Source organism: Stenotrophomonas nitritireducens, from assembly GCF_001431425.1.
Classification (GTDB): Bacteria; Pseudomonadota; Gammaproteobacteria; order Xanthomonadales; family Xanthomonadaceae; genus Stenotrophomonas; species Stenotrophomonas nitritireducens.
The window spans coordinates 94,847-109,545 of sequence record NZ_LDJG01000007.1; the positions used below are offsets into that span (position 1 = coordinate 94,847).

General features: G+C 69.7%; 11 protein-coding genes and 1 pseudogene. 11 read left to right on the forward strand and 1 reads right to left on the reverse strand.

Annotated elements, in window-relative coordinates; genetic code table 11:
- Positions 1–26 precede the first annotated feature (26 nt).
- Positions 27–2,456: a penicillin-binding protein 1A gene (locus ABB22_RS06260; protein ID WP_055771606.1), complete on the reverse strand. Its 2,430-nt coding sequence runs from the start codon at positions 2,454–2,456 to the stop codon at positions 27–29.
- A 216-nt stretch (positions 2,457–2,672) separates the two neighbouring features.
- Here ABB22_RS06260 and ABB22_RS06265 point away from each other — a divergent pair, with 216 nt between their 5' ends.
- The 11 genes and pseudogenes from ABB22_RS06265 to ABB22_RS06315 all read left to right on the forward strand — a co-directional run bounded on the left by ABB22_RS06265 (position 2,673) and on the right by ABB22_RS06315 (position 14,534).
- On the forward strand, positions 2,673–3,731 hold the full coding sequence (locus ABB22_RS06265) for a pilus assembly protein PilM (protein ID WP_055771603.1): 1,059 nt from the start codon (positions 2,673–2,675) through the stop codon (positions 3,729–3,731).
- Positions 3,731–4,402, forward strand: a pseudogene (locus tag ABB22_RS06270) (PilN domain-containing protein); the annotation flags it as partial. The gene ABB22_RS06265 and the pseudogene ABB22_RS06270, both read left to right, overlap by 1 nt.
- Entirely contained in the window at positions 4,402–5,079 is a 678-nt protein-coding gene (locus ABB22_RS06275) for a type IV pilus inner membrane component PilO (RefSeq protein ID WP_055771597.1), read from the forward strand. The pseudogene ABB22_RS06270 and the gene ABB22_RS06275, both read left to right, overlap by 1 nt.
- Positions 5,079–5,615, forward strand: coding sequence for a pilus assembly protein PilP (locus ABB22_RS06280; protein WP_055771594.1), 537 nt, complete (start codon positions 5,079–5,081; stop codon positions 5,613–5,615). Before ABB22_RS06275 ends, ABB22_RS06280 begins: the two co-directional genes overlap by 1 nt.
- Before the next feature lie 21 nt (positions 5,616–5,636).
- On the forward strand, positions 5,637–7,520 hold the full coding sequence (locus ABB22_RS06285; RefSeq protein WP_055771590.1) for a type IV pilus secretin PilQ: 1,884 nt from the start codon (positions 5,637–5,639) through the stop codon (positions 7,518–7,520).
- 123 nt (positions 7,521–7,643) lie between these two features.
- Entirely contained in the window at positions 7,644–8,654 is a 1,011-nt protein-coding gene (locus ABB22_RS06290) for an AAA family ATPase (RefSeq protein WP_055771588.1), read from the forward strand.
- Between the two features lie 52 nt (positions 8,655–8,706).
- Positions 8,707–9,630, forward strand: coding sequence for a DUF58 domain-containing protein (locus ABB22_RS06295; RefSeq protein WP_055771585.1), 924 nt, complete (start codon positions 8,707–8,709; stop codon positions 9,628–9,630).
- Entirely contained in the window at positions 9,627–10,082 is a 456-nt protein-coding gene (locus ABB22_RS06300; protein ID WP_055771582.1) for a DUF4381 domain-containing protein, read from the forward strand. The genes ABB22_RS06295 and ABB22_RS06300 overlap by 4 nt, the downstream gene beginning before the upstream one ends.
- Complete coding sequence (locus tag ABB22_RS06305; protein WP_055771579.1) at positions 10,082–11,077, forward strand: vWA domain-containing protein; 996 nt, start codon at positions 10,082–10,084, stop codon at positions 11,075–11,077. The genes ABB22_RS06300 and ABB22_RS06305 overlap by 1 nt, the downstream gene beginning before the upstream one ends.
- Positions 11,074–12,840 carry a VWA domain-containing protein gene (locus tag ABB22_RS06310; protein ID WP_055771576.1) on the forward strand — a complete coding sequence of 589 codons (1,767 nt, stop codon included), beginning with the start codon at positions 11,074–11,076 and terminating at the stop codon, positions 12,838–12,840. The genes ABB22_RS06305 and ABB22_RS06310 overlap by 4 nt, the downstream gene beginning before the upstream one ends.
- Positions 12,841–12,857: 17 nt before the next feature.
- Positions 12,858–14,534 carry a BatD family protein gene (locus tag ABB22_RS06315; RefSeq protein ID WP_425477786.1) on the forward strand — a complete coding sequence of 559 codons (1,677 nt, stop codon included), beginning with the start codon at positions 12,858–12,860 and terminating at the stop codon, positions 14,532–14,534.
- Positions 14,535–14,699: the final 165 nt, after the last annotated feature.

Genomic DNA, 14,699 nt, shown 5'->3' on the forward strand with positions numbered 1-14,699 from the left:
GGCCCGTGCCGCCTTCCCGGCGTGCGTCAGAAGATATCGAACGCGGCGTCGTCGGCCTGCTGGTCGTGCTGGTCGAAGTCGAATTCCTGCATCCGGTCCAGATCCTCGACCTTGATCCATTCGGTGGCGCCGTTGATCGTGGCTTCCACCATGCCCGAGGGCGGGTCATTCCTGGCGATCGGCGCGTCCTTCAGCGCCACGCGCATGTAGTCGATCCAGATCGGCAGCGCTGCGCGGCCGCCGTATTCGCGATAGCCCAGCGAGCGGAAGTCGTCGCGGCCGACCCAGACGGTGGTGGCGAGCGCGCCGCCGAAGCCGGAGAACCAGGCATCGCGGTGGTCGTTGGTCGAGCCGGTCTTGCCGCCCACGTCCTCGCGGCCCAGCACCTTGGCCGCGGTGCCGGTGCCGCGCTGGACCACGTCGCGCATCATCGACACCAGCTGGTAGGCGGTGCGCTCGTCGATCGCGCGCGGTGCGGTGCGGGCGTCGGGGTCCGGTGCCGCCGGCTCGGCCTTGGCTTCGGCTTCGCTGGCGACGGCGTCGGGCCTGGCCGGTGCGGGTGCGGCCTCGGCGCCGAAATTGAAGCCGTCCACGACCTGGCTGGCCGGCATCGTGCCGGCGGCGCCGCCGCAACCGCGGCAGGCCAGCACCGGGTTCTCCTTGAACACCACGGTGCCGTCGCGGTCCCTGATCTCGTCGATGGCCCAGGTATCCACGCGCGAGCCGCCGTTGGCGAACACCGCGTAGCCGCGCGCGACGGAGAGCGGCGTCAGCGAGGCGGTGCCCAGCGACATCGACAGATTCGGCGGCAGCTCGGCTTCCTGGAAGCCGAACTCGCTGATGTAGCGGCGGGCGAAATCCACGCCGATGCTGTCCAGCAGGCGCACCGACACCAGGTTGCGCGACTGCACCAGCGCTTCGCGCAGGCGCATCGGGCCGCGGAAGCCGCCGCCGTCGTTCTTCGGCTCCCAGGTCTTGCCGCGCCGGTCGCGGAACACCACTGGCGCGTCGAGCACGATCGAGGCCGGATTGAAGCCCTTGTCGAAGGCGGCCGCGTACAGGAACGGCTTGAAGCTCGAGCCCGGCTGGCGGCGCGCCTGGGTGGCGCGGTTGAACTTGTTGCCGGCGAAGCTGAAGCCGCCGACCAGGGCGCGCAGGGCGCCATTGCCGGTGTCCAGCGAGACCAGTGCGGCCTGGCCGAGCGGCAGCTGCTCGATCAGCCACTCGTCTTCTTTCTCGCCGCTGCGCACGCGGACAAGGTCGCCGCGCACGACCAGCTTGGCCGGGGTGCGCGTGGTCCAGCGGCTGGCGGCCACCGGCAGGACCAGTTCGGCCCGGTTGGCCAGCACTACGCTGATGCTGCCGTCGGCATGGACCGCCGAAACGATGGCAGGCAGCAGCCCGGACTGCGACGGAATCGCGGCGATGTGGCGGGCGAGCGCCGCGGCATCGGCATCGGCCGGAACGTCGAAATGCTGTTCCGGTCCACGCCAGCCGTGGCGGTGGTCGTACAGCAGCAGGCCGTCGCGCACGGCGATGTTGGCCGCTTCCTGCATCTGGCTGTCGATGGTGGTGGTGACCCGGTAGCCCTTGTTGAGAACGTCGCCACCGTGCAGGGCGATCATCTCCTGGCGCACCATCTCGGCCACGTAGGGGGCGTTGACCTCGATCGGCGGCTCATGCGGCGTGGCGTGCATCGGCACCGCCTTGGCCGCATCGGCCTCGGCCTGGCCGATGAAGCCCAGGTCGGCCATGCGCTGCAGGACATAGTTGTCGCGGCGCTGGCGCGCACGCTCCGGATTGCTGATCGGGTTGCCGCTGGACGGGAACTTGGGAATGCCGGCCAGCGAGGCCATCTCGTCCAGGTCCAGTTCGCCGAGCTTCTTGCCGTAGTAGTACTCGGCCGCGGCGCCGATGCCATAGGCGCGGTTGCCGAAGAAGCTCTTGTTCAGATACAGCGCGAAGATCTCGTCCTTGCTCAGTTCGCTCTCGATCTTCCGCGCCAGCAGGATCTCGGCCAGCTTGCGGGTGTAGCTGTATTCGGAGCTGAGGAAGAACTGGCGGGCCACCTGCTGGGTGATGGTCGAACCGCCCGGCACGCGCTTGTCGCTGGTGGTGGCCAGCAGCCATACCGCGCGGGCGATGCCCTTGTAGTCGACGCCGCCGTGTTCGTAGAAGCGGGCGTCCTCGGTTGCGAGGAACGCCTGCTTCAGGCGTTCGGGCACGTCCTTCATCTCGATCGGATAGCGCCGGGTCTCGCCGAACACGGCCATCAGCTTGCCGTCGCTGGCATAGACGTACATCGGCTCCTGCAGTTCCACCTCGCGCAGGGCCTGCACGTCGGGCAGCTTCGAGGAAACGACGTAATAGAGGGCGCCTGCGGCGATCGCGCCAACCAGGGCCAGGGCAACGAACAGGGCCAGCAGCCAGCGCAGCCAGCGGCGGAAACGGGGCATCAAGCAGGATCCCGATTGCGGATTTCGTGGCCGCAGAGTATAGAGTACGCCGAGGAATGGCTGGGGCCGTTTCTGGGGACAAGCAGTTGGGGGTGGCTTCGCTGACGTGACGGGTTTCTCGGCCTGCATGCGGAGCGGTTGCCAACCGCTAAAAATTCATTATTAATGCGCGGGCGCAACACATGCGTCCAAGTGCCCGTCGGCAGGGGAGAAACCGTGGGGCTTATCCCAAAGAGTCAGCCACCGATCATCGGTGTTGACATCAGTTCGACTGCGGTGAAGCTGCTTCAGCTCGCCCGCAGCGGCAACCGCTTTCGCGTGGAACATTACGCCGTGGAACCGCTTCCGCCGAATGCGGTGGTGGAAAAGAACATCGTCGAGGTCGAGGCGGTCGGCGAGGCCATCCGCCGCGCGGTGGCGCGTTCGGGGACCCGCGCCAAGGGCGCGGCGGCCGCGGTGGCCGGTTCGGCGGTGATCACCAAGGTGATCCCGATGCCGGCCGAGCTGGACGAGGCCGACATGGAAGCCCAGGTCGAACTGGAGGCGGTGAACTACATCCCGTATCCGATCGAGGAAGTGAGCCTGGACTTCGAGGTACTCGGGCCGGTGCCCAACAACCCGGAAATGGTCCAGGTGCTGCTGGCGGCCTCGCGCTCGGAAAACGTCGAACTGCGCCAGTCGGCGCTGGAACTGGGCGGTTTGACGGCCAAGGTCATGGACGTGGAAGCGTTCGCGATCGAGAACGCCTTCGCGCTGGTGGCCAGCGAGCTGCCGGTGGCCAGTGACGGCGTCGTGGCGCTGGTGGACATCGGCGCGACCATGACCACGCTCAACGTCCTGCGCGGCGGACGCAGCCTGTACAGCCGTGAGCAGGTGTTCGGCGGCAAGCAGCTCACCGACGAGGTGATGCGCCGCTACGGCCTGAGCTACGAGGAGGCCGGGCTGGCCAAGCGCCAGGGCGGCCTGCCGGAGAGCTATGAAGTCGAGGTGCTGGAGCCGTTCAAGGAGGCCACGGTCCAGCAGATCGGCCGCCTGTTGCAGTTCTTCTATGCCGGCAGCGAGTTCAATCGCGTCGACCACATCGTGCTGGCTGGCGGCTGCGCTTCGCTGCCGGGCCTGCCGACGATGGTCGAGGAGCAGCTGGGGGTGAGCACGTCGGTGGCCAATCCGCTGGCGCAGATGACGCTGGGGCAGAAGGTGCAGGCGCATGCGCTGGCCCAGGATGCCCCGGCCCTGATGATCGCCACAGGCCTGGCCCTGCGGGGGTTCGACTGATGGCACGCATCAATCTATTGCCATGGCGCGCCGAACGGCGCAAACAGCGCCAGCGCGAGTTCTACGCCATGCTCGGCTTGGCCGCCGTCGCGGGCGTGCTGCTTTCGCTGCTGCTGTATTTCTATTACGACGGGCAGGTCAGCGGCCAGAACGAGCGCAACGCCTACCTCGAGGCCGAGATCGCCAAGGTCAAGGAGCAGAACAAGGAGATCGACCGGCTCGACAGCCAGAAGAAGCGCCTGCTCGCCCGCAAACAGGTCATCGAGGAACTGCAGGGCAAGCGTTCGCAGATGGTGCATCTGTTCGACGCGCTGGTGCGCACCATTCCCGACGGCGTGGTGCTGACCGCGCTCAAGCAGGAAGGTGAGACCCTGACGCTGGAGGGCCGCACGCAGTCCAACGCGCGGGTCAGTACCTATATGCGCAACCTGGAAGGCTCGGGCTGGATGTCCAATCCGGAGTTGACGGTGATCGAGGCCAAGGCGCAGGAAACCTCGGGTTCGGCGGTGGACATCAAGTCGCTGCCTTACGTCTTCACCTTGAAGGTGAGACTGCCGGCGCCCGGCGAGAACGCGGCGCAGCAGGCTGAAGCAGAGGCCGCCGCACCGGCCACGGCAGCGCCCGCGGTGGCTGCCCCTGCCGCCGACACGGCGCAGAAGGAGGCCCGCCCGTGAGCCAGAAGAAGAGTGGTTTCAACAATCTGGACCTCAACAACATCGGCAACTGGCCGCAGGGCCCCAAGCTGGTGTTCTGCGCCCTGCTGACGGTGCTGATCCTCGGCCTTTCCTACCTGCTGGTGATCCGCGGCGCGGCGGAGGAGCTGGAAGGGCTGGAAGCCAAGGAAGTGGAGCTGCGCGCCAAGTTCGAGGAAGAGCAGAAGCGTGCGGTCAACCTCGAGCCGCTCAAGCAGCAGCTCGCGCAGATGGAACAGGTGCTGCAGCAGATGCTGCGCCAGCTGCCCAGCAAGACCGAGATGCCCGACCTGATCATCGACGTATCGCAGACGGCGCTGTCCAGCGGCCTGAACAATGAATTGTTCAAGCCCGGCGACGAACAGCTCGAGGAGTTCTATGCCGAGAAGCCGATAGCGTTGCGCCTGGTGGGCAGCTACCACCAGTTCGGCGCCTTCGTCAGCGGCGTGGCCTCGTTGCCGCGCGTGGTGATCCTGACCATGCATGACATCAACCTGAAGCCGCGGGATCCCAAGGCCGGTATCTCCGCGCGCAGCGGCGCGCTCGAATTGTCGGGAACGGTCAAGACCTACCGCTATCTGGACGACAACGAGCTGGCAGACCAGGAAAAGAAGGCCGCCGATGAAGAAGCGGCACGCAAGAAGGGGGGCAGGTGATGAATGGTTCCCTTCGCATCCGGGCGTTCGGTGCGGCGGTTCTGCTGCTGGCCGCGACCGGTTGTTCGCGCGACATCACCAGCACGCCGGGCGATGCGCCCAATCTTGAGAAGTGGGTGGCCGACGTGCGTGCGCGTCCGGCCACGCCGCTGGATCCGCTGCCGGTGATGCAGCAGTTCGAGACCTTCGAGTATTCGGCGCAGGGGCTGCGCGATCCGTTCAGCGATGCCTGGGCCAATCCGGAGGGGAACAGCGCGCTGCGGCCGGATCCGAACCGGCGCAAGGAGCCGCTGGAAGCCTTTCCGCTCGACAGCCTGGACATGGTCGGGACGATCGGCAACGGCGCCGGCATGGTCGCGCTGGTGATGGGGCCGGACAAGGTGACCTACCGCGTCCGTCCGGGCGTGTACCTGGGGCAGAGCGATGGCCGCGTCACCAGCGTGCGCGAGGACGGCATTGAGCTGATTGAACTGGTGCCCGATGGTGCCGGCGGCTGGCTGGAACGTCCGGCTTCGCTGGCACTTGACGATCGATGAATGATTATTGGGGATAGCACGATGACTTTTTCCAAAGCCCTGAGCCTGCGTCCCGCCCGGCGCCAAGCGATGGTCCATGCCCGCGCATTGGGAGTTGCGCTGGCGTTGGCCTGCGGCTCTCCGTTCGCCGCCTTTGCCGCGGACGCTGTTCCGTCCGTTGCGGCGCAGCCTGCGGCGACCGTCGCGATCACCAAGGTCGACTTCAAGCGCGGCGACGACGGTGCCGGCCGCCTGGTCCTCCAGTTCGACGGACAGGGCGCCAGCCCCGACCTGCGGACGCAGGGCAACAGCGTCGTGGTCGACATGGGCAATGCCACCCTGCCGGGTGAGTTGCAGCGTCCGCTGAACGTGGTGGATTTCGCCACGCCGGTGCAGCGCATCGACGCCAGGCCGTCGGGCCATGGCTCGCAGCTGGTACTCAGCACCCAGGGAGCGTTCGAGTCGCTGGCCTACCAGTCCGGCAACGAGTACGTGGTGGAAATTTCGCCCCGCCAGGAGCAGGCCGCGACCGGTGCGGTTACCGCCCGGACCGTGGCGCAGGCCGCGGCGACGGTTGCCGCCCGCGGCTACAGCGGGCGCCCGGTGACGTTCAATTTCCAGGACGTGCCGGTGCGTACCGTGCTGCAGCTGATCGCGGAGGAGTCCAACCTCAACGTGGTCGCTTCCGATACCGTGCAGGGCAGCGTGACCCTGCGCCTGGTCAACGTGCCCTGGGACCAGGCGCTGGACATCGTCCTGCGCGCCAAGGGCCTGGACAAGCGCCGCGATGGCGGAGTGATCTGGGTCGCGCCGCAGCCGGAGCTGGCCAAGTTCGAGCAGCAAAAGGAAGACGCGCGCATCGCGCTGGAAGAGCGCGAAGGCCTGGTGACCGAATACATCCAGATCAACTACCACAATGCGGAAGCGATTTTCAAAGCTCTGACCGAAGCCAAGGGGATTGGCAACAACGGCAATAGCGGCAGTGGTGGTGGTGCCAATGGTGGTCAGCGCGAGAACGGCTTCCTGTCCCAGCGCGGCATGATCGTGGCCGACGAGCGCACCAACACCTTGATGGTCAGCGACATCCCCAAGAAGATCGCGCAGATGCGCGAGCTGATCGCGGTCATCGACCGGCCGGTCGACCAGGTGTTGATCGAGGGGCGCATCGTGATCGCCACGGACACCTTCGCACGTGACCTCGGTGCGAAGTTCGGCGTCAACGTCAACAACATGAATGCTGCAGGACGCGGTGATGCCTATGGCGGTTCCCTCGGTACGATCGGCAACACGACCGATGGCCGCGGACTCAACGTGAACCTGCCGGCCAAGACGTTCACCGAGAGTCCGGCCGGCGCCATCGCCTACACGCTGCTGCGTGGCGGCTTCTCGCTGGACGTGGAACTGTCTGCGATGCAGGAGGAAGGCCGTGGAGAGGTGGTTTCCAATCCGCGCATCGTCACCGCCAACCAGCGCGAAGGCGTGATCAAGCAGGGCAAGGAAATCGGCTACGTCACCATTTCCGGCGGCGGTGGCGCGGGTGGTGCGCCTACGGCAAACGTGCAGTTCAAGGAAGTGCTGCTGGAACTGAAGGTGACGCCGACCATCACCCAGGACAACCGCGTGTTCCTCAACATGAACGTGAAGAAGGACGAGGTCGACCGGATGCTGGAAGTGACCGACTACGGCACCGTGCCGGTCATCAACCGCCGCGAGGTCAATACCGCGGTGCTGGTGGACGATGGCCAGACCGTGGTGATCGGTGGCGTGTATGAGTTCAACGACCGCAGCAGCGTGGCCAAAGTGCCGTTCCTGGGCGATGTGCCGTTCCTGGGCAACCTGTTCAAGAAGCGCGGCCGCAGCAAGGACAAGGCCGAACTGCTGGTGTTCGTGACGCCGAAGATCCTGCGCGTCGCCAAGCCGCACTGAGCCAGCTCCGGCTCGACGATCGTGGGAAGGCCGCCGCAGGGCGGCCTTTCCCATTGCGGGTCCTGCTGCAGTGCAGGCCTCATGCGATGAACCATTTCATCGCGGATCGGTCAAACTGCCCCTATGAACCTGCCCCCGCACATGTCCGAACCGCCGGTCGCCGAGAACGGCCTGCATGCGGCCTTCATCGCCCTGCGCGATGCCCTGGCCACCGAAATCGTCGGCCAGTCGGTACTGGTCGAGCGCCTGCTGGTCGCGCTGCTGGCCGATGGCCACCTGCTGGTGGAAGGGGCGCCCGGCCTGGCCAAGACCACGGCGATCCGCGCGCTGGCGTCGCGCATCGACGCCAGCTTCGCGCGTATCCAGTTCACTCCGGACCTGCTGCCGGCCGACCTGACCGGCACCGATATCTGGCGTCCGCAGGAAGGGCGCTTCGAATTCCAGCCCGGTCCCGTGTTCCATCCCATCCTGCTGGCCGACGAGATCAACCGCGCCCCGGCCAAGGTGCAGTCCGCCCTGCTGGAGGCGATGGGCGAACGGCAGGTGACGGTGGGGCGGAAAACCTACCCGTTGCCGACGGTGTTCCTGGTCATGGCCACGCAGAACCCGATCGAGCAGGAGGGCACCTTCCCCCTGCCCGAGGCGCAGCTGGACCGTTTCCTGATGCATGTACGCATCGGTTACCCGGATGCGGGCGCGGAAACCGAGATCCTGCGGCTGGCGCGCGAGCGCGCGCTGCGCGAGATGGATGCGGCCCCCGTGCAGTTGGAAAAACTGTCGCTGCAGCAGGTCGAACAGGCGCGCCGCGCGGTGCTGGAACTGCACATGGCGCCGCAACTGGAGCGCTACCTGGTCGAACTGGTGCTGGCCTCGCGCGATGCGGCCGCCTATGACGCGTCGCTGGCGCGCCGTATCGCCTGGGGCGCGAGCCCGCGCGGTTCAATCGCGCTGGAGCGCTGTGCACGGGCCAAAGCGTGGTTGGCGGGGCGCGATTACGTGACGCCGGACGACGTGCGTGCGGTCGCGCCGGACGTGTTGCGGCACCGGATCCTGCCCAGCTACGAAGCGGCGGCCGAGGGCTGGGACGGCGAGCGTCTGGTCGCGGCGCTGCTCGACCGCGTGCCCCTGCCCTGAGACCGGCATGAGGGCGGCGGGGCGCGATGCGGAGCGCGGGAGCGAGGCGGCCATGGCGGCTGCACAGGCCGCGCCTGCGCCATCCGGAGGCGAGGGCATCGTGCCTTCGCTGGCAGAACTGATCGCGCTGCGGCGTTCGGCGACGCGGGGCCGCGACCCACGCCATGGGCTGCGCGGCGTGTCCGCGCGCGCGACATCGGCGCAGCGCGGGCGTGGCATGGAGTACGCCGAGTCGCGCGAATACGTCGCCGGCGACGATGCCCGCCACATCGACTGGAAGCTGAGCGCGCGTACCGGCTTCACCCATACCAAGACGTTCCAGGCCGAACGCGAACGGCTGACCCTGCTCGTGGCCGATACCGCGCCGGCGCTGTACTTCGGCACCCGCGCGCGCTTCAAGTCGGTGCAGGCCGCGCGCGCCGGTGCGGTCGCGGCCTGGTCGGCATTGCGCGACGGCGATCGCGTGGCGGCATTGTGCAGCGGCCGGGAAGACGGGCTGGTGCCGCCCGCCGGCGGCATGCGCGGCGTGCTGCGCGTGCTCGATGCACTGGTGCGCTGGTACCACGCGCCGTCCGCCGCCGGCGCCGGCCTGCAGTCGGCGCTGGAGCGCGCGACGCGCCTGCTGCATCCGGGCGCGCGGGCGCTGGTGCTGGCGGACCCGGCCAGCGCCCTGGCCGTGGCGCCGGCCACCTGGTCGGCGTTGTCGATGCACGTGGACGTGCGCCTGTTGCTGCTGGTCGATCCGCTGGAGATGCAGCCGCCGGAATGCCTGCTGCCGGTGGTGGCACCCGGCGGGCGCATGGAACTGGACCTGGCGGGCGGGGCGATGCGCGATGCCTGGCATGAAGCCTTCGTCGCCCCGGTCGAAACGCTGTGCCAGGCCTTGCCGGGCCGCAGGATCCAGGTGCAGGTGCTGGCCTCCGACGATGCCAGCGATGCCTGGCTGGGCGCCGCCGCGGGGAGGGGAGGCGGATGATCGGCACCTCCCTGCCGCTGCGCGACGTGCATCTGCCTGCGGCTCCCGGCTGGTGGCCGCCAGCGCCGGGCTGGTGGCTGCTGCTGGCCGCGATGCTGCTCGTCCTGCTGGTGGTCGTGGCGGTGCGCGTGCGCCGCCAGCGTCGGCGCCGGCGCTGGGAATCCCTGTTCGAGGCATCGCTGGCGGCAGCGGCCGGACCGGCCGCCCGCATCGGCATGGCATCGGAACTGCTGCGACGCGCGGCCCGCCACCGCGACCCGCAGGTCGCGCTGCTGCAGGGCGAGGCGTGGCTGCGCTTTCTCGATGGCGGGCAGGGCCATGATTTCAGTGAGGGCGACGGGCGGGTACTGCTCGATGGCGGGTTCCGCCGCGAGGTCGACGACGCACCGGCCGCGCGTGCCTGCGCGCTGGCGCGCAGCCGCTTCATCGGCCTGATGGAGCTGCGCCGGTGATGGAACACCTGCACATGCTGCTGGGCGGCCTGCCGCAATTCGCCTGGCCATGGCTGTGGCTGGCCGTACCCCTGCCGCTGCTGATGGGGTTGTGGCCGCTGCGCAGCGGCAACGGCCCGGCGCTGCGGGTGCCCTGGGAGCCGGCGCGGCTGCAGGTGGCGTCGCCGCGCCGGCGCGCGCCTTCGCTGCGCACGGTGCTGTTGTGGCTGGCGTGGCTGTGCCTGTGTGCCGCCGCCGCGCGGCCGCAGCAACTGGGCGATGCGGTCGAGCCGCCGCGGCAGGCGCGGCAGATGATGCTGGCCGTGGACCTGTCCGGCAGCATGAGCGAGGACGACATGCAGCTTGGCGGCCGGGTGGTGGACCGGCTCACCGCGGCCAAGGCGGTGCTGGCCGACTTCCTCGACCGCCGCGAAGGCGACAGCATCGGCCTGCTGGTGTTCGGACAACGGGCTTATGCGCTCACCCCGCTGACCCGCGACCGCGCCAGCGTGCGCGAGCAGCTGCGCGACAGCGTGGTCGGGCTGGCCGGACGCGAGACCGCGCTGGGCGACGCCATCGCGCTGGCGGTCAAGCGCCTGCGCGAACAGCCCGAAGGCCAGCGCGTACTGATCCTGCTGACCGACGGCGTCAACACCGCCGGCGTGCTCGACCCGCTGAAGGCGGCCGAGCTGGCCAAGGCCGAAGGCGTGCGCGTGCACACCATCGCCTTCGGCGGCACCGGCGGATTCTCGCTGTTCGGCCTGCAGGTCCCGGGCGGCGAGGACCAGATCGACGAGGACACGCTGACCCGCATCGCTAACGAAACCGGCGGGCGGTTCTTCCGCGCGCGCGATACCCGCGAACTGGCCGGCATCTATGCCGAGCTGGATCGCCTGGAGCCGGTGCGCAGCGCCGGCCCGGCGCTGCGTCCGCGCCTGGAACGGTACGCATGGCCGCTGGCGGCGGCCCTGCTGCTGGGGATGCTGGCGCTGGCCTGGCCGGGGCGTCGCTCATGACCGCGTTCTGGGACAGCCTGCATTTCATCCGCCCCGATTGGCTGTGGGCCTTGTTGCTGTTGCCGGCCGCGCTGCTTGGTGGCCGCTACCGGCGCCGCCGCCGCGGGGACTGGCGCCGTGCGGTGGACGCGCACCTGCTGCCGCACCTGCTGGTGGGCGGCGGCAGGCACGGCATCGGCGGATGGCTGGCCCTGTTGGCCGGCCTGCTGTTGGCGGTGCTGGCCCTGGCCGGGCCGAGCTGGCGCCAGGTCGAGCGGCCATTGTGGGAATCGAAGACGCCGCTGGTCGTGGTGCTGGACCTGTCCAGCCGTACCGGCGCGGCGGACCTGCCGCCGAGCCGGCTGCTGCAGGCGCGCGCCAAGCTGGCGATGCTGCTGCGCGAACGCCGGGGCGGCGGCGTGGCGCTGGTCGCCTATGCGGACGAACCTTTCACCGTGGCGCCGCTCACCGACGATGCCGCCAATGTCGCGCTGTTCCTAGACGCGCTGGCGCCGGACATCATGCCGGTGGACGGGCAGCGGGCGGACAAGGCGCTGGAATGGGCCGGTGACCTGCTGCACCAGGCCAGCGCGCGCGATGGCGCGATCCTGCTGGTCAGCGACCACGCCGATGCCGCGGCGCGGGCCGAGGCCGTGCGCCTGCGCGCGAACGGCTACCGGGTATCGGCGCTGGGACTGGGCACGCCGGTGGGAGCCGCCTATCGCGACCGCGAGGGGCATATCGGCCAGGCCCGGCTGGACGAAGGCACGCTGCGTTCGCTGGCCGTCGCCGGCGGCGGCCGCTACGCGCGGCTGTCGGCCACGGATGCGGACCTGCAGTCGCTGGGCGTGCTGCGACCGCAGGCGGCCGATGGCGACCGGCCCGGTCGCGGCGCCGGCAAGACCTGGCAGGACGAAGGCTATTGGCTGCTGCCACCGCTGATGCTGGTCGCGCTGCTGGCATTCCGGCGGCGCCGGCAGGCACTGGCCGCCGTCGTGCTGTGCCTGTGGCTGCCGTTGGCCATGCCTGCCCAGGCAGCCGGAAGCGGAGGCTGGTGGCAGCGCGCCGACCAGCGCGACCACCAGCGCCTGGCCGAAGGTGTCGAGGCCTACCGCAAGGGCGATTTCGCCGCCGCGCAGCGTCGCTTCGAGGGCATCGACAACGCGCAGGGCTGGTACAACCTGGGCAACGCATTGGCGCGGCAGGGCCTTTACGACGAGGCGGTCGACGCTTACGACCATGCGCTGAAGCTGGCGCCAGGCATGGCCGATGCGAAGGCCAACCGCGCCGCGGTCGATGCCGTGCGCAAGCGCAAGCCGCCGCCGGGGCAGCAGGGTGGCGGCCAGCAGAACAAGCCCGATACGCAACAGGGCAAGCCATCGCCCGTGCAGCAGTCGCAGGACGGCAGGTCGCAGGATCCGCCATCGCAGAGCCCGTCGCAGCAGGGGCAGTCGTCGCAGCAGAAGGACGCGCAACCCCCGCAGCCCGGCCAGGGCCAGCCCTCGGCGGACGAGCAGGGCAAAACGCCGCAGGCGGAAGATGCCCGGGGCCAGCAGCAGGCCGACCAGGCCCAGCGCGAGCGCATGGCCGAGGCGATGCGCCGGCAGCAGGACAACGACGGCGACGCCGCGAAGCGCGCGGCGCAGGCGGCGATGAGCCCGCAGGAGCGCGAGCGGCGGCAGGCGATGGAAGCGTGGATGCAGCGCGTGCCCGACGAGCCGGGCGATCTGTTGAAGGCGAAATTCCAGCTCGAATACGAGCGGCGCAGGCGGGAAGGGCGATGAAGCGGCGAAGCGTTCTGATGATGGTGTGGTTGTTCGCGTTGCTGGCCAGCGCCGCCGGCGTGCAGGCGCAGACCCGCGCGTGGCTGGATCGCGACCACATCGGCGAAGGCGGCGTGGTCACCCTCAACATCGAGACCGACCAGGCCGGCGCGGCGCCGGATTACACGCCGCTGCAGGCCGATTTCGCGCTGGGCGGGCGCACCAGCGGGCGACAGACGCGCATGGTCAACGGCAGCGTCAGCAATACCGCGCTGTTCGGCGTCGTGCTCAGCCCGCGCCGCAGCGGTGTGCTGGACGTGCCGCCATTGCGCGTCGGCGCGACGCAGACCCAGCCGCTGCGGCTGACGGTCGAGGCCGCGCCGGTGGCCAGCCGCGCCGGCGATGCGGCGGCCTTCGTGGAAACCGAAGTCGACGACCCGCAACCCTACGTGCAGCAGAGCGTTGGCGTGGTGGTGCGGCTGTATTTCGCGACCCAGCTGGCGTCGGGCGAACTGGACCTGGCGACGCCCGCCTCCGCCTCGCTGCAGCGCGTGGGCCAGGACCGCAGCTCGTCGCGCGAAGTCGGCGGCCGCCGCTACAACGTGGTCGAACGGCGTTTCCTGCTGATCCCCGAGCGCAGCGGCCCGCTGCGGCTGGAAGGCGCGCGCTTCAGCGGCCGCGGTGCCGGCGGCTTCTTCGACGATGTCTTCGGGCGCGGCAACGGCGCGCTCAGCGCGCGCGCACCGGACCAGACCCTGCAGGTGCGCGCCGTGCCCGATGCCGCGCCGCAGCCCTGGCTGCCGCTGAAGGATCTGCGCCTGCGCTACACCGCCGCGCCGCAGTCGGCGCGGGTCGGCGAGGCGGCGACCCTGGAAGTGGAGGCCACCGCCGTCGGCGCCACGCGCGCTCAGTTCCCGGACCTGCCGGTGCCCGCGCTCGGCGACGCCGCGCAGGTATTCGCCGAACCGGTCCAGTACGACGAGACCTTCGATGGCAACGGCCCGCAACTGAAGCTGACGCGCCGCTATTCCATCGTGCCGCAGCAGTCCGGCACCCTGGTGGTGCCCGGCATCCGCCTGCGCTGGTGGGACGTGCGCGCCGCCGAGGCCAGGACCGTCGCGTTGCCCGACCTGAGCCTGCCGGTGGCGCCGGGGACCGCGGCTGCGATGCCGCCGCCCGTCGTGCCGGATACCGCCCTCGTCCCGGCGCCCGCGCCGCAGTCCGGCGATGGCGCGATCGCGCTGCAGGGCGGCCGCAGTCTGCCGAAGATGCCGTGGCCGCTGCTGGCGGCGGGATTCGCCCTGCTGTGGCTGGCGACCCTGGTCTGGGCGCTGGCCCGCCGGCGTGCGGCGCCGCGCCGCGACCTGCCGGCAGGAAACGACGCCGGGCGTCCCGCCACGGGCACGGCCACGCATTCGCTGGCCGATCTCAAACGCGCGCTGGATACCGGCGATCTGGACGACGTCGAGCAGGCGCTGCGTGGCATGGCCCGTCCCCCGGTCGCCGACCTGGACGCGCTGGCTGCGCGCCTGGGCAATGCCGCGCAGCGCGAGGCGCTGGATGCGCTGCGCCGCGCGCGCTGGGCCGATGGCAACGGAACTGCGGCACGGACCGCGCTGCGCGCGGCATTCAGCGGTGGGCCTTCCTGGCGGACGGACGAAGAAGCGCCGCCAGGGCCGTTGCCGCCGCTCTATCCCGGCCGCAGATCCAGCTGATCCTTTCCTGTCGAAGGCGCCTCCGCTGGCCGGTACGCGCCGATGGCGCCGGGCAACCGGGCGCGCACCCGCGCGGCAAACGAGGCGATGCCGGCGCGGAGGGAACTGGCCCATATGGCAGGGGTGGCCGGTGTGCAGCTTTTGTTAAGCTACGCGACCTTTCGC